The organism is Agrobacterium sp. a22-2 (assembly GCF_012276985.1).
Taxonomy (GTDB): domain Bacteria; phylum Pseudomonadota; class Alphaproteobacteria; order Rhizobiales; family Rhizobiaceae; genus Allorhizobium.
In genome coordinates this window covers 234,216-250,969 of record NZ_JAAXMM010000001.1, presented here as the reverse complement: position 1 = coordinate 250,969, position 16,754 = coordinate 234,216, and the positions used below count along the sequence as shown (strand labels likewise).

Here is a 16,754-nt window from a genome sequence, read left to right as displayed (position 1 = left end):
TCATCTGCCGCGGGCACAACGAAAAAAGCGGGCCATGAGCCCGTTTTTTTGTGACTTGTGACGGGAGATGAATGGCGCGTTCGAGCCGGTCTGCCGGCAACAGTGCTTCCGTCACTACAAACGAAACAGGTCGAGACCTTCGGACCGGATCGATCCCAAGGTCTCGGGCAAGCTCAGCGGGCTGCAGCCTTGCGCCGCTCGCCGACCGGCTGGTAGGCCATCTTCGCGTGATAGGCGCAATAGGGTGACGCATCGGGGGAATCGCAGCCGCAGAAGTGGAAGTCGTCCTTCATCGGATCGCCGACCGGCCATTTGCAGGTGCGCTCCGTCAGGTCAGTCAGCAGCAGCTTCTTGGCGATCGGCACGACCACATTGCTGGGGCGCGCAATCTGCACTTCCTCCAGGCCGTCGACTTCGATCTCTTCCTTGATCATCGTCGCGCCGGCCGCACGGGTGACCGTGTGGGTGGTGACGCGCGAGGCGTAGTTCGGCGCACGCGGCGCGGATGTGGGGCGCTGCTTGGCAGCCACTCGGCTCGCCGATGTGCTGCCTCCTGCTTTCGCCCGGCCCGGCAGGCACAGTCTATGTACCTTGCCGATCACAGCATTTCTGCTGACGCCACCCAGTTGGGCCGCAATTTGGCTCGCACTCAGCCCTTCGGCCCAAAGTCTTTTGAGCCTCTCGACGCGTTCGTCTGTCCAGTTCATGCCGCTATCTCCGCCTATCGCGTGTCTGTTGGCAGAATCCCTCACCGTTGCTCCGGACGAATCCGGAACGCAACTTGCCTCGTTACTGTCGGTGACTAGTTCCGCCGCATGCAGTCTAGTAATTATTCGTTAACCTAGTGTGAGCCTGACTCCGTGACAAGAGTCGGCCGAATCATCGTGATTCGATTTTCGGGTTTTCCCCAACTTGCTCATTTATGCGCGCCCGAAGATTCCCACCCGGCACGCGTCGCGACAATCCTCCGAGGCTCCCAAAAAACACTGTTTTCGCGTTGTTTTGTTGACAGCATCCGCCGAAATCGGGATAGTGCTCTCGCCGCCGCAAGGCGGCATTTTTAATTTTTCGGACATGTCCGATCTTTTGACGGTCGGAATGAACATTTTAGCCTCGTCGAAGGAGTTTTTGCGCCATGGCTGAAGCCTCGCCGCTTTACGAAACCTACATGCGGGCACCCCTGCGTTTCGTGCGCGGGGAAGGGGTCTGGCTGTTCACCGAAGATGGTGAGCGTTATCTCGACTTCGCCGCCGGCGTCGCCGTCAACTCGCTCGGCCATGCCCATCCGCATCTGGTCGAGGCCATCAAGGCGCAGGCCGACAAGGTCTGGCACCTCTCCAATCTCTACGAGATCCCGGGTCAGGAGCGTCTGGCACAGCGGCTTTGCGCCGCGACATTCGCCGACAAGGTGTTTTTCACCAATTCCGGTGCCGAGGCGCTGGAATGCTCGATCAAGACCGCCCGCCGGTATCAGTATTCCAAGGGACATCCTGAGAAGTTCCACATCATCACTTTCGAAGGCGCCTTTCATGGCCGCACCATCGCGACGATCGCTGCCGGCGGCCAGGAGAAATACCTGGAGGGCTTCGGCCCGAAGGCCCCCGGCTTTGACCAGGTGCCGTTCGGCGACATGGATGCGTTGAAGGCCGCCATCACCGATGCGACCGCCGCCATCCTCATTGAGCCTGTTCAGGGCGAGGGCGGCATTCGCACCGTTTCCAACGAGGTGTTGCGCGAGCTTCGCTCGATCTGCGACGAGAACGGCCTTCTGCTGATCCTCGACGAGGTGCAGTCGGGCGTTGGACGCACCGGCAAGCTGTTTGCCCATGAATGGGCCGGAATTACACCGGATATCATGGCGGTTGCCAAGGGCATCGGCGGCGGCTTCCCGCTCGGAGCGTGCCTGGCGACCGAAGAAGCGGCGTCCGGCATGAAGGCCGGCACCCACGGCTCGACCTATGGCGGCAATCCGCTGGCCATGGCTGTCGGCAATGCCGTTCTCGATATCGTGCTCGCCGATGATTTCCTGCCGCATGTTCGCGATGTCGCGCTGGTCTTCCGCCAGGGGCTGGCCGCCTTGAAGGACCGTTTTCCCGATGTCATCGAGGAAATCCGCGGCGAGGGCCTGATGCTCGGCATCAAGGCCAAGGTGCCGTCCGCGGAATTGCTCAAGGCCATGCGGGCCGAGCATATGCTCGGCGTTCCGGCGGGTGACAATGTCATCCGTCTTCTGCCGCCGCTGACAACCACCGTCGAGGAAGCCCGCGAGGGTCTCCATCGTATCGAGCTGGCCGCAGAAAGCCTCGGTGCGCGCGAACCCGTGTTGGCGGCCCGGGCATGAAGACAGGTATGGAATAATGGTATCTCCCAAGCACTTCCTGGATCTCTCGGCGATGACGGCCGAGGACTTGCGCAAGATTCTCAACGACGCCCGCACCCGCAAGACCGCCACCAAGGCCGGCACTGCCGACAAGCCGCTGGCCGGCAAGATGCTGGCGATGATCTTCGAAAAGCCCTCGACCCGCACGCGCGTCTCCTTCGATGTCGGCATGCGCCAGTTGGGCGGAGAAACGCTGTTCCTGTCGGGCACCGAAATGCAGCTTGGCCGCGCCGAAACCATCGGCGATACGGCCAAGGTTCTGTCGCGTTATGTCGATGCGATCATGATCCGCACCACCGACCATTCGCGCCTGCTGGAAATGGCCGAACATGCCACCGTTCCGGTGATCAACGCGTTGACGGATCTCACCCATCCCTGCCAGATCATGGCGGATATCCTGACGATCGAGGAGCATCGCGGTCCGATCAAGGGCAAGACGCTTGCCTGGACCGGCGACGGCAACAATGTTCTGCATTCCCTCGTGGAAGGTGCCGCACGCTTCGGTTACCGCATGAACATGGCCGTGCCGCTCGGCTCCGAGCCGGATGACCGCATCCTCAACTGGGCGCGCAACAATGGCGGCGAGATCATGCTCTGCCATGATGCCGATCGCGCCGTTGCCAATGCCGATGCCGTGATCACCGATACCTGGGTGTCGATGAACCTCGAGCACAAGGCTCGCGGCCATAATGTCTTCCAGCCGTTCCAGGTCAATCCGCAGTTGATGGCCAAGGCCAATTCGGATGCGCTCTTCCTGCACTGCCTGCCGGCCCATCGCGGCGAGGAAGTGACGGATGAGGTCATCGACGGTCCGCAGTCGGTTGTCTTCGACGAGGCGGAAAACCGCCTGCATGCGCAGAAATCCATCCTTGCCTGGTGCTTCGGAGCGGTTTAACCGTTTCCGGGGTATCGTATCGTAAAGCAGGTTGAGCACAGGGCGCGATGGTCGTCAGATTGCGATGGCTTGTCCGTGCTTGATCTTGCGCTGCGAAGACCCCATGTGTGCGCTTTCCGTGAGGCCGCCAGGCCTCTTTTGATCGGGCGTCCCTGACGCCATGGAGTAGCAATTATGTCAGACAGGTCGAGTGCGCTTGGCGAATTCGATTTCGCCGGAGATGACCACGTCGTACCCTTCCAGGTCGAAGGCCTGGATGTGCGCGGTCGTGCCGTACAATTGGGGCCCTTGCTCAATACCATTCTGGGGCGGCACAACTATCCGCCGGCCGTGGCCAGGCTTCTGGCGGAAGCAATCGTGCTGACCGTGCTGATCGGCACCTCGCTGAAGTTCCAGGGCAAGTTCATCGTCCAGACCAAGACCGACGGCCCGGTGGATCTGCTGGTGGCGGATTTCGCGGCACCCGACAATGTGCGCGCCTATGCCCGTTTCGACGAAGAGCGGCTGGTCGCGGCCATTGCGGCCGGCGAAGCTTCGCCGCCGCAGCTTCTCGGCAATGGCATTCTGGCCCTGACCATCGACCAGGGCAATTACATGCAACCCTACCAGGGTATCGTGCCGCTCGACGGTTCGACGCTGGAAGACATTGCCGGTTTCTATTTCCGCCAGTCCGAACAGATCCCAACTCGTGTGCGGCTTGGCGTGGCCGAGTTGTTCGACCGTGACGAGGAAGGCAAGCCGCGCCATTCCTGGCGTGCCGGCGGCCTGATGGCGCAGTTTCTGCCAAGCGCGCCCGAGCGCATGCGCCAGCCGGACCTGCATGGCGGCGACGGTGACGTCGACGAGGGCGATGATCATGTCGAGGATGACGCCTGGGCCGAAGCCAGGGCACTGGTCGAGACCATCGATTCCGACGAGTTGACGGATCCCTTGATCGGCGTGGAGCGGCTGCTGTTCCGCCTGTTCCACGAACGCGGTGTGCGGGTCTATCCGCCACAGAAGGTCCTGGATCGCTGCAGTTGTTCGCGCGACAAGATCAAGGGGGTGCTGAAAGGCTTCAGTGCCGAAGAGATCGCGTCGAGCGATGAAGGGGGCGAGATCGCGGTGACCTGCGAATTCTGCTCGACCACCTATCGCTACCAGCTGGAAGAAGTCGAGAACGCCTGAAACGGGGGGCTTGGTCTAGTTGAGGACACGCAATAGTCCGGGTGCATCGAGAGAAAAGGCCGGGATAGCCACCTCGAACATCTCGCCGCGGTCGGTCTGCATCAGGTAGTGGCCGAACATCAGTCCGGACGGCGTGTCGAGCGGGCAGCCGGAGGTGTATTCGAAGCTGTCGCCGGGCTCCAGCCGGGGCTGCTCGCCGATCACGCCTGGTCCGTTCACTTCGTCCACCTGGCCGTTCTGGTCGGTGATGTGCCAGTAGCGATGGGTGAGCTTCACGGTCTCGACCGAGTGATTGGCAATCACGATGCGGTAACCCCAGACATAGCGGTCGTCGTCCGGATCGGATTGCTCCTCCAGATAGAATGGCTCGACCACCACTTCTATGTCCCGTGTCAAGGCACGATACATGCGCCGTCCCTTTTTAAAGATCTACTAAGCATATTCTATAGGATGGGATTGGCGTCAAGAAATGCAACAATCCCAACGGATTTTGAGGCCGTTCAAGCGGCCCTTTTTCGTCTTAACGCTAATAGTTTAGGTAAACAGATCAGGCCCGCCCGCAAATGATGCCGGGCGGGCCATGGGGTTCAGGCCGAAACGGCCCGCAATGCCTGTGCAAAATCCTCGAGAAGATCGTCCGTATCCTCGATGCCGCAGGAAAGACGCACCGTCCCGCCGGAAATGCCGAGTTCCGCACGGGCCTCATCGGTGAGGTTCTTATGGGTCGTGGTCGCCGGATGGGTGATCAGCGTCTTGGCATCGCCGAGATTGTTGGAAATCAGCACGATGTCGAGCGCGTTCTGCAGCGCGAATGCCGCCTCCTTGCCGCCCTTCAGCTCGAACGCCACCAGGGTCGAGCCGCCGCTCATCTGCTTGGCGACGATATCGGCTTGCGGATGGTCGGCGCGGCCCGGATAGATCACCTTGGCCACCTGGTTCTGTTCGGCCAGGAAGTCCGCGATCCTTGCTGCGGTCTGGGTCTGCTGCTTGACCCGGAGCGCCAGCGTCTCCACGCCCTTGAGCAACGTCCAGGCGTTGAACGGCGACATCGCTGGGCCGGTATGGCGGAAATAATCGTGCAGGTGTTCGTCGACCCATTCCTTGTCGGAGAGCACGACGCCGCCCAGGCATCGGCCCTGGCCGTCGATATGCTTGGTGGCCGAATAGACGACAATATGGGCGCCGAGTTCCAGCGGCTTCTGATAGAGCGGGGTGGCAAATACGTTGTCGACCACGACCTTGGCGCCGATCTGGTTGGCAAGCTTGGCGACACCTGCAATATCAACCACTTCGAGCGTCGGATTGGTCGGGCTTTCGAGGAAAAACACCTTGGTGTTCTTCCGGATCGCTTTTTCCCAATTGGCAAGGTCGCGTCCGTCGATCAGCGTGAATTCGATACCGTAGCGCGGCGCCAGCGTTTCGACCACCCAGCGGCAGGAGCCGAACAGGGCGCGGGCAGCAACGATATGGTCGCCGGCCTTCAGCTGGCAGAGAAGGGCAGCAGAAACGGCGGCCATGCCGGATGCGGTGGCGCGAGCCTCTTCGGCGCCTTCCAGCATGCACATGCGCTTTTCAAACATGTCATTGGTCGGGCTGCCGTAGCGCGCATAGATGAAACCATCGGTCTCGCCCTTGAAGCGCGCTTCGGCGGCCTCGGACGAGTCGTAGACGAAGCCCTGGGTCAGGAAGATCGCTTCGGAGGTTTCGCCATATTGCGAGCGCAGGGTCCCGCCATGGACCAGTTGCGTTGCCGGACGCCAATTCTTGCTCATGCCATCACGCCTTTCAAATACAAAAAAACCGGCCGCGAATACGGACCGGTTTTGAGTACCCGGTCTATTTAGCCATTTGTTTAACGTGGCTGCAAGCCGACCGGCCAAATCACCACGGGATAAGGCTCAATTACGCCGATCTCGGGCTTGCGTCAATTCCTCGACTTTGGTTTTGTCGGGCCAAAATCGAAGGTGATGGACATGACGAGGACGAAGGGAATTCTGGCCGATCGCGCCATCGAGGCGCTGTTCGCCTCGGGTGGCCTGAAAAGCGAGGCGGCACTCGACGCCGACCAGATCCAGCCGGCCAGCCTCGACCTGCGCCTAGGCTCGAAAGCGCTGCGTGTGCGCGCCAGTTTCATGCCGGGCCGAGATGCAAAAGTTGCCGACAAGCTGGAGCGCTTGACGCTGCACGAAATCGATCTCGAAAACGGCGCCGTGCTGGAAACCGGCTGCGTCTACATCGTGCCGTTGATGGAAAGCCTCGATCTGCCGGCCGCAATGTCGGCCTCGGCCAATCCGAAAAGCTCGACCGGCCGGCTCGACATTTTTACTCGCGTCATGGTCGATCATGCCCAGGAATTCGACAAGATCCCGGCCGGATACAAAGGTCCTCTCTATCTGGAAATCAGCCCGCGCACCTTCCCGGTCATCGTGCGCCGCGGCTCGCGCCTGTCGCAGATCCGCTTTCGCATTGGCCAGTCGCTGCTCGGCGAGAGCGAACTTCTCGAATTGCACCGCACCGAGACCCTGGTTGCCAGCGAAGCCCCCAATGTGTCGGGCGGCGGCATCGCGCTGTCGATCGACCTGAAGGGGACCGGACCGGACGGACTGCTCGGCTATCGCGGCAAGCACCATACCTCGGTCATCGATGTCGACCGCAAAGGTGTCCATGATGTGCTGGATTTCTGGGAACCGCTCTATAGCCGCGGCCGCGACGAACTGATCCTCGATCCCGACGAATTCTATATTCTGGTTTCCAACGAGGCGGTGCATGTGCCGCCGATGTATGCCGCCGAAATGACCCCCTATGATCCGCTGGTCGGCGAATTCCGCGTTCACTACGCCGGCTTCTTCGATCCGGGCTTCGGCCATGCGGCAGCCGGCGGCACCGGCAGCCGTGCCGTGCTTGAGGTGCGCAGCCACGAGGTGCCGTTCATTCTCGAACACGGCCAGGTCATCGGCCGCCTCGTCTACGAACACATGCAGGAACGCCCGCAGGGGCTCTACGGCAGCGGCCTCGGCTCCAATTACCAGGCCCAGGGCCTGAAATTGTCCAAGCATTTCCGGGCCGCCTGAGATGTTCGAACTCCCCGTCGCTCTTGACAGCCCGTCGCTCTTGACAGAAAGCGGCAACTGTAGGACTTCTGCGGCAATCGCGGGTGTAGCTCAATGGTAGAGCAGCAGCTTCCCAAGCTGAATACGAGGGTTCGATTCCCTTCACCCGCTCCATTTCCTCATATCTCCCTGCTACCAACGGCTTGCACGTCAGACATGCTTTGAGCCTGGCGCGCGAAACCTATGGCCGCGGTGCGGTGCCGTTCACGGCCTCTTTCTCCGGTCGCGCCGCCGTTGGCCTATGCGGTGTCTTGTTCCAGAAGAACGGCCGCGAGCGCAGTTCGAATACGGCGCGCCAGGCCGCCATCGACATCATCAGCCAGTAAACCGGAATGAAGATCCAGCGCCAGCTCACCAGCCGAGTTTCAAAGCGCGTCATCTTGGTGGCGCCGAGCGCCAGGAAGGTGGCGTAGCTTCCCAGTACATTGATCATGTCGGTGTAGAACAGCACCTTATCCAGGACCGACATTGCTGTGCCGGGCGACCTCATCATCGCAAGGGTCGATTGGGTCAAAAACAGGATCATGACGGGATGGGCCAGCGACGAAAGCAGCATCCCGCCGATCAGCAGCTGGAAGACCACAAAGGCGCATGGCCCCATTTCGGCAATGGCGAGGGACGGCGACCGCATCACCACCAGCCAGGTCTGCAGCCAGCCCTTGAACCACCGCGTTCTCTGTCCGGTCCAGACCGGGATCGAGGTCGGCGCATCTTCGAGCGTCTGGCGACGAATGACCTCGGCCCGGTAGCCGAGGCGATAGAGCCTGAGGCCGATATCGGCATCTTCGGTCACGTTATACGGATCCCATCCGCCTGCCGCCCGCAGCAGGTGCGTCCTGAAGTGATTGGAGGTGCCGCCGAGCGGCAGCGGCATGCTGTGGCGCGCCAGAAAGGGTAGCAACCCGCGAAACAGCGCCGAATACTCCAGCGAAAACAGTGCGCTGATGCAACTGGCCTTGGCATTGGCAATGATCAGCGGCGCCTGCAGGCAGGCGATGTCGTCCGGAGTGCATGAAAAATGCTGATAGGCCTCGAGCAACTGGTCGGGATGCGGACGGTCCTCCGCATCGAATATGGCGACATAGTCACCGCGTACGCCCGCCAGTGCGTAGGTCAGCGCCTTCGGCTTGGTGCGTGGGCCGCAAGCCGGAACTTCGACAATCTCGAACTGTGGGCCTGGCTCCAGTGCCTTGATCGCCGCGATCGTGCCCAGGTCGTCTTCTTCGCAGACCAATTTGATATCGAGGCGCGACTTCGGCCAGTTCAACCTGTCGAGCGAGGTCAAAAGCTGGCTGACGACCTCGGTCTCCTGGTAAAGCGCCACCATCACCGAATAGACCGGCAGAGCTTGGCCCGGCAACAGGGCCGGCATGGCCGACGGTCGGGACCGGCGGGATTGCACCACCGCCGTGAGGCGCGGCATCAGTGACAGGAAGAAGATGAGTGTCAGCACGATATGCAGCACCAGTAAGGTCGCGTCGGTCTCAAGAAGCAGGCTTGCCAGGAATGCTGTCAGCAGGCTGCCGATCCAGAAGCCCTGCCGTCCCGCCAGCACGACCCGCGCGGAAAAACGTGGGTCTGCCTCGAACAACCCATTGACCGCCGCGTGCGATCGACGACGGGCACCGGCGCGCCACACCGCCTGCCGAACCGTCGAGGGGGCGGCAATAGCCAGGGATGTCCGCAGATCCGGAAGCCGGGCAAGCGTCGCCGTCAGATCCGCAAACCGGCGCGCTTCCGGCACGATCACCGTCACCGGCGGCTTGTGGCCATGGTTCAAGCGGATCTGGGTGGGTCTTTGCAACTGGCTATCCAGACCGCGGATATCGGTGACCTGGCCATCTTCGATTGCCTCCACGAAGGGCAGGCCTGCCAGGCGCGCCATGCCCGCATAATAGGCGTCCTCCCGCACCCCGCCACCGTGCAGCAGTTCCCGCTCGATCGTCGTGCGGTTGCGCAATGCCCTTTGCGCCATACGGGCGATCAAAGGCTTGCCGATGCCCAGTTGCTTGAGGACGAGGGCCTCGTCCCAGAGGGCGGAGACGGCATCCCGATCCGGGACTGCGCTCGCTGGCGCGGCACCGATCGGCACAATTCGAGACCCGACGGCCAGCGTTAGCGCCAGCCTTTCATGTTCCCCAGCCCGCATTCCTCTGCTAAACCGTCACCAGATCGATGACGCCCCAGATTATCCCCGGAATGGATCATAATGATACGCGCAGGAGTTTCATCCCTAGGTTTAAAGGGGGCAAGCGCAATGGTCGCGGCCGTATGTCTTGGCTTGGCGGCACCCCAGGCGGTATGCGCCGCCGACGGCGCGGCTCCGGACTTCCCCGTTCTGTTCGATGCCCGCGAGCGGCTGCCTAGGCCGGATCTCTCCGTATTGCTGCGCCTGCGATTTCTCACCACGACGGATTTTCCGCCCTTCAATTTCATCGACCAGACCGGTCATCTCGCCGGATTTCACGTCGATCTGGTCCGAGAGATCTGTGTCGAACTGGGCATCGAAGCCAAATGCCAGATCCAGGCCATGCCCTTTGCCGATCTGCAGGCGGCCCTGACCAACAAGCAGGGCGACGCGGTGATCGCCGGCACGGCGGTGACGGGCGAGCTTCGGCGGTCTTTCGCCTTTTCGCGACCCTTCGTGATGCTGCCGGCGCGGTTCGTCCGCAATCGCAGCGCGCGGCTTGAAGGGGAGACGATCGGAGCGCTGCGGGAAAAATCCGTTGGCGTCGTCACAGCCACCGCCCATGAAGCCATGCTCAAGGCATTCTTCCCCGATTTGCGCGGCGTGCCCTTCGATAATCGCAGCGCCATGCTCGACGCCTTGAAGAAGGGTGATATCGATGCAGCCTTTGCCGATGGCCTGCAATTGTCGTTCTGGCTGGCATCGGATGCGTCGGCGCAATGCTGCGCCTTCCTTGACGGACCCTTCGTCTCCGAACGGTTTCTCGGAGAGGGCCTGACCATCATGATGCGGCAGGAGGACCGGTTTCTGGCCGAAGCCTTCGACAGCGCATTGGCCGCTCTGTCGCGCAAGGGCCGGCTAAAGGAGATTTCGCTGCGCTACTTCCCCCTCGGGCTTTACTGAGCGGCAATCGTCGCAAGTGCTTGCTGTCTGCCGTGTCAGGCCTTGCGGTAGCGGGCGATGGCGCTGCGCTCGATGGCAGCACAGGTCAGCTTGTCCAGGGACAGCCGATCGCGCAGCAATTGCAGCATGCGAATCTCTTCCGGGCGGATTTCCAGGTCGACAGAGGCCACTTCCACCGCCAGCGCATAGGCCGTGTCGAACAGCCGCGGCGGCAGGGTATCGCGGATCGTCTCAAGCGCGATATCGAGGCCTTCCGGCCCGGCCAGCATGTCCGCGCAGCGCTTGGAGACGGCGATCAGTTCGGCTTTTTCGAAACCCTTGAAGACCGGCAGAAAGTCGACCAATTGGCCGATGCGTTCCAACTCCTTGTCATTCATGGAATTATCGACGGCGGAGACCATGACCATTGCAAAAATCAGGGCGTCATGGGTGGTAAGCGGGCTATTCATCTGTCAGGAACCTCGTTGTCTATCCGCAAGAGTAAGAAGTGACTTGCCGCCTTTCAAGACGCAGCCATTGCCTTTACCGCGGATCGTCGCCAAAGAGACCGAGCCTGGCTGATCGGGCAGCCTCGGAAAGCGTCATCAGCGCCGGATCGTCTGCCGCTTCCGTCCAGCCGTTGCTGATCAGCCATTCGGCGATATCCATGTCGCCGATGCGGCAGGCTGCCACGATCGTTCCCGTCCAGTTGGCGCTGGCGATATCGCAGGCGACGGATCGGTTTCTGAGGAACAGCCGCTGCTGGGTTCGCGCCACCATGCCGCAGGGCCATGGCGTCCCGTCGCTGTTTTGACAGAGCCGCTGGCGCTCCGTCGGCTTCACGCCGCGCAGTTGCAGGGTGCGGGCGCCGAACGCCATGCGCCCGGCGTCGATGGTCTGCGGTCGGGGCAGGACGGCCACTCTTTCCGGTTTGGCCGGCGCCGGGTCTGGCCGTGGCGCGATGCGCTCGAAGCCGCCGGTGTCGCTTGCCGCAACCGGGGATGCGAAAGTATCGGGGCTGATGGGCCGCACGGGCCGGGTTTCGATGATCGGGGGCTTGTCCTTCGGCGCCTCGCTGATGACCAGTTCGTCGGCCATCTCCTCGGCCCTGTCGGGTGTCTGCCTCAGATCGGTGGAGAGAAACATCAGGGCGAGGCTCCAGAGGCCGACTCCGGCAAGACCGGTTAAGAAAGTGCCGACTGGCCGCATCGGTCAATCATCCTATTGGCTTGCCCAGATGATCCGCGCCATCCAGTCCACGTCGGTGAGATCGAGACTGCGGTTGGCGTGTTCCGGATTGAGCGACAGGAGCTCAATCGAGCGTGCGCTGTGCCGGCCAAGGATCTTGGCCATCACTTCGCCGTCGCGGGTTTTCACCACCACCCTGTCGCCGCGGCGCACCTGCGCGCCAGGCTCGACGATCAGCACATCGCCGTCCCGGTAGAGCGGCATCATGCTGTCGCCCTGTACTTCCAGCGCATAGACATTGGCGTTGCGTGACGGCGAGGCCGGAAACTCGACGACATCCCAGCCCTGGCCGGCGGGAAATCCACCATCGTCGAAGAACCCGCCGGCGCCGGCCTGGGCAAAGCCCAAGAGGGGGATGTCGCGGGCTTGCGGCGCAATGCTGCTCTCACTCATGCCGCGGCCGGACGAGCCGGCGCCGATGAAGCTCATGAACTGGTCGATGCTGGCGCCGGTGGCGTCCAGCACTTTCGAAATGGATTCGGTCGAGGGCCAGCGCTGTCGCCCATCCGGTCCGGTCCGCTTGGATTTGTTGAAGGATGTCGGGTCGAGCCCGGCGCGGCGCGCCAGGCCGGAGGCGGTCAGTTGATGTTGCTCGGCAAGCCTGTCGATGGCGCCCCAGATTTTTTCGTGTGACAGCATTGTCGCCCGTGCCCCAAAGCCGGGGAAGCGATGCCCTGGTCCCGCTCTCCACCGTGCAATGCAGCGACTTTAATCAAGCCGGCCTTCGGAGTAAAGAAGAAAGGAATAAAATCCTCTTTCTTTCCGGCGCCAAGCATCCGGAAAGATTTTCGCATCCCTGCTTCTTGGCAGATACCGTTTCAGGCCACCATCGCCATGTTGATCTTGCCGAGCTGGATGACGGCCTGGGTGCGGCTGTCGACCTTCAGCTTCAAGAGAATCGCCGAGACATGGGCCTTGATCGTGGCTTCCGACACGCCCAGTTCATAGGCGATCTGCTTGTTGAGCAGGCCTTCGCCCAGCATGCCCAGCACGCGGCTCTGCTGCGGGGTGAGGGTGCGCAAGCGGTTGATCAGGTCGGCGACATCGGGATCGTGTTCCTGGCCGCCGTGGTAGGAGCGCGGTGTCCAGACATCGCCTTCCAGAACCGACTGGATGCCGGCGCGTATATCGTCGATCCCGGAGGATTTGGAAATGAAGCCGGATGCGCCAAGCTCGATGGCCCGGCGAATGGTCGTCGGATCGTCGGTGGCCGACACGATGACGATCGGCAGGTTGGCAAATTCGGCCCGGAGTGACATCAGTCCGGAAAAACCGCTGACCCCTGGCATGGCCAGATCAAGCAGCATGACATCGGCTTCGGGGTGAAGTGCGGCGACGCGGCGGGCCGCCTCGAAATCGCCGGCCTCGACGATCGTCTGAGGCCCCTCCATACCACTGACGGCCTGACGCAACGCGCCACGAAACAACGGATGATCGTCTGCAATGATAATCGTGCGTTCTGTCATGGATTGCCCCCTCCCAAGAGCCTCTCCCGGCAACCGCCGGTACCGATGTTTGTTCTTTTAGCGGCACCGGAGAATATATACAATAGTCTATGTTTTCTGTGGGACTCCCGGTGCAGGGTTTTCCTCGTTTTGCTTGAACTCCTCGACCAGCCCGAAAAAGCTGCGCATGAAGCGTTCCATAATGCCGATCGAGCGCTCGACCTCCTCGTCGGACGGTGTCGCACTGGGGGCGGCAAGACCGCTGCCGGTCTGGCTGAGTTGTTCCAGTGCCTGTACCCGCTTTTCGAGCAGCGCCAGATCTTCTTCGTAGGCCGCCCGCTCGTCGGCCGCCATCAGGCAGACCAGCGCGCCGTCCTTCTCGCGGCACAGCGTCATAGCACCGGTGCGCGTGTCGAGCCGGACGAATCCATCCTCGCTTTTTTCCATCTGGAAGCGGCCGGTCTCGCTGACTTCCTGCGCCAAGGCGGCGGAGGCCAGCAGGCTTGCGGCGACGATGGCCAGCAGTGTTGTCGACTTCATTGCGATCCTCCAAAAATGGGTGCATCTGCATCGCCCCCGCCCGTCAGCCGTGGACAAGAGGCCGCATTTGCGGCAAATCCCTCGGTAGCTTGAATGCCGAACAAGGACTAATACCCGTGTCAGCCCCCATGCCAGCCATAATCTACAAGATCGTGCCGATGGAATTATGGCAGAAAGCCCGCGAAGCCGGCGTCTTCAAGGGTGCGGCGATCGATCTGAGCGATGGTTACATCCATTTTTCAACAGCCAGCCAGGCGGTGCAGACGGCGCGGCTGCATTTTGCCGGCGTCAATGGCCTGCTGCTGGTCGCGGTCGAGACCGCGGCTCTGGGCGAAGCGCTGAAATTCGAGCCGTCGCGCGGCGGCGATCTTTTCCCGCATCTCTATGCGGATCTGCCTCTGGCGGCGGTGTTGTGGGAAAAGCCCCTGCCGCTCGATGCCGCAGGGCTCCACGTTTTCCCGGAGATGCCGTGATGATCGATGTGTTCAAGAGTTTCGCCCGCAAGGGCCTCTTCCTGTTCGATCCGGAAACCGCTCATGGCCTGTCGATCGCGGGACTGAAGACAGGACTGTTTCCGGCCTGCCGCCCAGCCGCCGATCCGCGCCTCGTCCAGACGGTGGCCGGCCTCAGCTTCGCCAATCCGCTCGGCATGGCGGCCGGCTTCGACAAGAATGCCGAAGTGCCGGACGCGCTCTTGCGCCTCGGTTTCGGCTTTGCCGAAATCGGCACGCTGACGCCAAGGCCGCAATCTGGCAATCCCAAGCCCCGCATCTTCCGGCTGGAAGCCGACGGCGCGGTGATCAACCGGCTCGGCTTCAACAACGAGGGCCATGACGCCGCCTTCGCGCGCCTTACCGCCCGCGCGCAGAAAGGCGGTATCGTCGGCGTCAATATCGGTGCCAACAAGGACAGCGAAGACCGCGTCGCCGACTACGTGGCCGGCATTCGTCGTTTCGCCTCGCTGGCGAGCTATTTCACCGCCAATATTTCCTCGCCCAACACGCCAGGCCTGCGCGATCTGCAGGCGCGCGACAGCCTGTCGGCTCTGTTGAGTGCCGTTCTGGCCGCCCGCGATACGGAATCCCAGAAGCTCGGCCGCCCGCTGCCGGTCTTTTTGAAGATCGCTCCGGATCTGACCGAGGAGGGTATGGACGATATTGCCGCCGAGGCGCTGGCCCATAATCTCGACGGACTGATCGTTTCCAACACGACGCTGTCGCGCGAAGGTCTGAAGGACCAGCACCAGGCCGGCGAAGCCGGTGGCCTGTCCGGGCGGCCGCTGTTTGAAAAATCGACCGCAGTCCTCGCCCGCATGCGCAGCCGCGTCGGCCCCGATATGCCGATCATCGGCGTCGGCGGTGTGTCTTCGGCCGAAACGGCGCTGGAAAAGATCCGCGCCGGCGCCGATCTGGTGCAGCTTTATTCCTGCATGGTCTATGAAGGTCCCGGCCTGCCGGCCCGCATCGTCCGCGATTTGTCGAAACTGCTCGACCGAGAAGGCGTCGCGTCGATCCGTGACCTGCGTGACAGCCGGCTGGATCACTGGCTGTCGGTGAAGGTCTGATCGAGCTTCGACCTGAGCCGCGCCAAAAGCAGAAGGCCGCGTAAGGCGAGGAACAGGTTGAGCGCGATCCACAGGCCGTCATTGCCCATCAGCGGCACCAGCAGCGCCACGCAGGCCAAGTAGCCGGCCAGCGACAGGATCATCATGTTGCGCATCGCGGCCGACCAGCTGGCGCCGATGAACACGCCATCCATCTGGAAGGCCAGTGCGCCGGTCAGCGCCGTCAGCGCGGCATACGGCAGGTAGCGCACGGCTTCGGTGCGCACATCCGGCGCGGTTGTGATGAAGCCGATGATTGCCTCGCCAAGCCCGAGGAAGAAGGCGACGCTCAGAAGTGCCAGCCCCAGCGACCAGATGCCGGTGAGCTTGACGGCCGTCTCGAAAGCTTTGCGGCAGCGTGCCCCGACCGCCTGGCCGGTGATCTGCTCGGCAGCCGTGGCAATACCGTCGAGATAGAAGCTGGCGATCATGAAGAAGTTCATCAGCACCGCGTTGGCCGCCAGCGTCACCGCGCCAAAGCTCGCGCCGATCCTGGTCATCACGATAAAGGCGGTGGTGAGCGCGAAGGTGCGGATCAGGATGTCGCGGTTCAGCCGGAACAGGCCCCTGAGTCTGGCCGCGTCGGTCAGCATCGACAGTTGCGGCAGAGCAGCGCGGCCATAGCGCCAGAACACGAACGCCATGCCGGCCAGCACCGCCGCTGCCTCGCCGATCACCGTGCCCCAGGCAACGCCTGCAATACCCCAGCCATAGATCAGCCCGAGCGTGATCGACATGACGATGTTGACGCCGTTCAACAGGATCTGCAGCGCGAGCCCGACCGAGCCCATGCCGCGGCCCAGAACGAAACCTAGCAACGTGAAATTCGACAGGGTCAGGGGACCTGCCACAATGCGGATGGCGATATAGGTCGCCGCTGCTTCCGCCACCGCACCCTCCGCCCCCATCAGCGCCAGGCCCGTCCCGATGATCAGCGGCGAGAGCGCCAGGATCAACAGGCCGAAGCCGACCGACAGTGCCATGGAGCGCCAGAACACGGCAAACACCTCTGCGCTATCGCGCCGTCCTTCGGCTTGCGCGGTCAACGCAGTTGTCGAGGCCCGCAGGAAATTGAGGCTGGAAAACAGGAGGTCGAACAGCGCGGCGGCGATCGCCAGTCCCGCAAGGGCTGACGCTTCGCCTGTGCGGCCGATCACGGCGGTGTCGGTCAGGCCGAGCAGCGGCGTGGTGATGAAGCCGAGCGTCATCGGTACGGCAATGGCCAGCACCGAGCGATGCGAAACGTCGAAAACCGGGGAGGGGGAGGTTGTCTTGCTCATGCCTTGCCATCCGTCT

17 protein-coding genes, 1 tRNA gene and 1 riboswitch are annotated in these 16,754 nt (G+C 62.2%); of the genes, 8 read left to right on the top strand and 10 right to left on the bottom strand.

The genetic code is table 11. The features are described from left to right. Nucleotides 1-173: 173 nt before the first annotated feature. Nucleotides 174-707 carry a GcrA family cell cycle regulator gene (locus tag HFC70_RS01190; RefSeq protein ID WP_168471362.1) on the bottom strand — a complete coding sequence of 178 codons (534 nt, stop codon included), beginning with the start codon at nucleotides 705-707 and terminating at the stop codon, nucleotides 174-176. 428 nt (nucleotides 708-1,135) lie between these two features. Here HFC70_RS01190 and HFC70_RS01185 point away from each other — a divergent pair, with 428 nt between their 5' ends. The 3 genes from HFC70_RS01185 (at nucleotide 1,136) to HFC70_RS01175 (ending at nucleotide 4,442) form a co-directional block, all read left to right on the top strand. Then, entirely contained in the window at nucleotides 1,136-2,341 is a 1,206-nt protein-coding gene (locus HFC70_RS01185; protein ID WP_168471361.1) for an aspartate aminotransferase family protein, read from the top strand. Between the two features lie 16 nt (nucleotides 2,342-2,357). After that, nucleotides 2,358-3,275: an ornithine carbamoyltransferase gene (gene argF, locus HFC70_RS01180; protein WP_168471360.1), complete on the top strand. Its 918-nt coding sequence runs from the start codon at nucleotides 2,358-2,360 to the stop codon at nucleotides 3,273-3,275. Between the two features lie 174 nt (nucleotides 3,276-3,449). After that, nucleotides 3,450-4,442, top strand: a complete 993-nt coding sequence (locus tag HFC70_RS01175) for an Hsp33 family molecular chaperone (protein ID WP_168471359.1) — start codon at nucleotides 3,450-3,452, stop codon at nucleotides 4,440-4,442. 15 nt (nucleotides 4,443-4,457) lie between these two features. On the opposite strand, the gene apaG is transcribed toward HFC70_RS01175, so the two are convergent. Together apaG and HFC70_RS01165 are read right to left on the bottom strand one after the other, a co-directional pair. Continuing rightward, entirely contained in the window at nucleotides 4,458-4,850 is a 393-nt protein-coding gene (gene apaG, locus HFC70_RS01170; protein ID WP_168471358.1) for a Co2+/Mg2+ efflux protein ApaG, read from the bottom strand. A gap of 179 nt (nucleotides 4,851-5,029) precedes the next feature. Further along, nucleotides 5,030-6,214: an O-succinylhomoserine sulfhydrylase gene (locus tag HFC70_RS01165; RefSeq protein WP_168471357.1), complete on the bottom strand. Its 1,185-nt coding sequence runs from the start codon at nucleotides 6,212-6,214 to the stop codon at nucleotides 5,030-5,032. A 47-nt stretch (nucleotides 6,215-6,261) separates the two neighbouring features. Continuing rightward, nucleotides 6,262-6,340, bottom strand: a riboswitch (SAM riboswitch). A 75-nt stretch (nucleotides 6,341-6,415) separates the two neighbouring features. On the opposite strand from HFC70_RS01165, the gene HFC70_RS01160 reads away from it, so the two are divergent. Both HFC70_RS01160 and HFC70_RS01155 read left to right on the top strand, forming a co-directional pair. Next, the gene (locus tag HFC70_RS01160) at nucleotides 6,416-7,513 is read left to right on the top strand and encodes a 2'-deoxycytidine 5'-triphosphate deaminase (protein WP_168471356.1); all 1,098 of its coding nucleotides are present in this window, start codon (nucleotides 6,416-6,418) and stop codon (nucleotides 7,511-7,513) included. 79 nt (nucleotides 7,514-7,592) lie between these two features. After that, nucleotides 7,593-7,666 (top strand) — tRNA-Gly (locus tag HFC70_RS01155). A 67-nt stretch (nucleotides 7,667-7,733) separates the two neighbouring features. Here the strand turns inward: HFC70_RS01155 and HFC70_RS01150 are convergent. Beyond that, complete coding sequence (locus HFC70_RS01150; RefSeq protein ID WP_168471355.1) at nucleotides 7,734-9,701, bottom strand: glycosyltransferase family 2 protein; 1,968 nt, start codon at nucleotides 9,699-9,701, stop codon at nucleotides 7,734-7,736. Between the two features lie 60 nt (nucleotides 9,702-9,761). Here HFC70_RS01150 and HFC70_RS01145 point away from each other — a divergent pair, with 60 nt between their 5' ends. Then, nucleotides 9,762-10,643, top strand: coding sequence for a transporter substrate-binding domain-containing protein (locus HFC70_RS01145; protein ID WP_168471354.1), 882 nt, complete (start codon nucleotides 9,762-9,764; stop codon nucleotides 10,641-10,643). Nucleotides 10,644-10,678: 35 nt separating this feature from the next. Here the strand turns inward: HFC70_RS01145 and HFC70_RS01140 are convergent, their stop codons facing one another. The 5 genes from HFC70_RS01140 to HFC70_RS01120 all read right to left on the bottom strand — a co-directional run bounded on the left by HFC70_RS01140 (nucleotide 10,679) and on the right by HFC70_RS01120 (nucleotide 13,855). Beyond that, nucleotides 10,679-11,092 (bottom strand): tellurite resistance TerB family protein, encoded by a 414-nt coding sequence (locus HFC70_RS01140; RefSeq protein ID WP_168471353.1) that lies wholly within the window; start codon nucleotides 11,090-11,092, stop codon nucleotides 10,679-10,681. Between the two features lie 73 nt (nucleotides 11,093-11,165). Beyond that, complete coding sequence (locus tag HFC70_RS01135; RefSeq protein ID WP_168471352.1) at nucleotides 11,166-11,831, bottom strand: thermonuclease family protein; 666 nt, start codon at nucleotides 11,829-11,831, stop codon at nucleotides 11,166-11,168. 12 nt (nucleotides 11,832-11,843) lie between these two features. After that, a complete protein-coding gene (locus HFC70_RS01130) occupies nucleotides 11,844-12,509 on the bottom strand; it encodes a helix-turn-helix transcriptional regulator (RefSeq protein WP_168471351.1) in 666 nt (221 codons plus the stop codon). A 179-nt stretch (nucleotides 12,510-12,688) separates the two neighbouring features. Then, a complete protein-coding gene (locus HFC70_RS01125) occupies nucleotides 12,689-13,336 on the bottom strand; it encodes a response regulator transcription factor (RefSeq protein WP_168471350.1) in 648 nt (215 codons plus the stop codon). An 87-nt stretch (nucleotides 13,337-13,423) separates the two neighbouring features. Continuing rightward, a complete protein-coding gene (locus HFC70_RS01120; protein ID WP_168471349.1) occupies nucleotides 13,424-13,855 on the bottom strand; it encodes a hypothetical protein in 432 nt (143 codons plus the stop codon). A 128-nt stretch (nucleotides 13,856-13,983) separates the two neighbouring features. On the opposite strand from HFC70_RS01120, the gene HFC70_RS01115 reads away from it, so the two are divergent. Together HFC70_RS01115 and HFC70_RS01110 are read left to right on the top strand one after the other, a co-directional pair. Then, nucleotides 13,984-14,328: a DUF952 domain-containing protein gene (locus tag HFC70_RS01115; protein ID WP_168471348.1), complete on the top strand. Its 345-nt coding sequence runs from the start codon at nucleotides 13,984-13,986 to the stop codon at nucleotides 14,326-14,328. Next, entirely contained in the window at nucleotides 14,328-15,419 is a 1,092-nt protein-coding gene (locus tag HFC70_RS01110) for a quinone-dependent dihydroorotate dehydrogenase (RefSeq protein ID WP_168471347.1), read from the top strand. The genes HFC70_RS01115 and HFC70_RS01110 overlap by 1 nt, the downstream gene beginning before the upstream one ends. Here the strand turns inward: HFC70_RS01110 and HFC70_RS01105 are convergent. Next, complete coding sequence (locus HFC70_RS01105; protein ID WP_168471346.1) at nucleotides 15,395-16,738, bottom strand: MATE family efflux transporter; 1,344 nt, start codon at nucleotides 16,736-16,738, stop codon at nucleotides 15,395-15,397. The two genes, HFC70_RS01110 and HFC70_RS01105, sit on opposite strands and share 25 nt — an antisense overlap. Between the last annotated feature and the right edge of the window lie 16 nt (nucleotides 16,739-16,754).

Bases quoted from the DNA above. Each gene is read 5' to 3' on its own strand.
- HFC70_RS01190 (WP_168471362.1), bottom strand. From the start codon at position 707: ATGAACTGGACAGACGAACGCGTCGAGAGGCTCAAAAGACTTTGGGCC.
- HFC70_RS01115 (WP_168471348.1), top strand. From the start codon at position 13,984: ATGCCAGCCATAATCTACAAGATCGTGCCGATGGAATTATGGCAGAAA.
- HFC70_RS01130 (WP_168471351.1), bottom strand. From the start codon at position 12,509: ATGCTGTCACACGAAAAAATCTGGGGCGCCATCGACAGGCTTGCCGAG.
- HFC70_RS01120 (WP_168471349.1), bottom strand. From the start codon at position 13,855: ATGAAGTCGACAACACTGCTGGCCATCGTCGCCGCAAGCCTGCTGGCC.
- HFC70_RS01145 (WP_168471354.1), top strand. From the start codon at position 9,762: ATGATACGCGCAGGAGTTTCATCCCTAGGTTTAAAGGGGGCAAGCGCA.
- HFC70_RS01175 (WP_168471359.1), top strand. From the start codon at position 3,450: ATGTCAGACAGGTCGAGTGCGCTTGGCGAATTCGATTTCGCCGGAGAT.
- HFC70_RS01140 (WP_168471353.1), bottom strand. From the start codon at position 11,092: ATGAATAGCCCGCTTACCACCCATGACGCCCTGATTTTTGCAATGGTC.
- HFC70_RS01150 (WP_168471355.1), bottom strand. From the start codon at position 9,701: ATGCGGGCTGGGGAACATGAAAGGCTGGCGCTAACGCTGGCCGTCGGG.
- HFC70_RS01110 (WP_168471347.1), top strand. From the start codon at position 14,328: ATGATCGATGTGTTCAAGAGTTTCGCCCGCAAGGGCCTCTTCCTGTTC.
- HFC70_RS01165 (WP_168471357.1), bottom strand. From the start codon at position 6,214: ATGAGCAAGAATTGGCGTCCGGCAACGCAACTGGTCCATGGCGGGACC.
- apaG (WP_168471358.1), bottom strand. From the start codon at position 4,850: ATGTATCGTGCCTTGACACGGGACATAGAAGTGGTGGTCGAGCCATTC.
- HFC70_RS01105 (WP_168471346.1), bottom strand. From the start codon at position 16,738: ATGAGCAAGACAACCTCCCCCTCCCCGGTTTTCGACGTTTCGCATCGC.
- argF (WP_168471360.1), top strand. From the start codon at position 2,358: ATGGTATCTCCCAAGCACTTCCTGGATCTCTCGGCGATGACGGCCGAG.
- HFC70_RS01160 (WP_168471356.1), top strand. From the start codon at position 6,416: ATGACGAGGACGAAGGGAATTCTGGCCGATCGCGCCATCGAGGCGCTG.
- HFC70_RS01125 (WP_168471350.1), bottom strand. From the start codon at position 13,336: ATGACAGAACGCACGATTATCATTGCAGACGATCATCCGTTGTTTCGT.
- HFC70_RS01135 (WP_168471352.1), bottom strand. From the start codon at position 11,831: ATGCGGCCAGTCGGCACTTTCTTAACCGGTCTTGCCGGAGTCGGCCTC.
- HFC70_RS01185 (WP_168471361.1), top strand. From the start codon at position 1,136: ATGGCTGAAGCCTCGCCGCTTTACGAAACCTACATGCGGGCACCCCTG.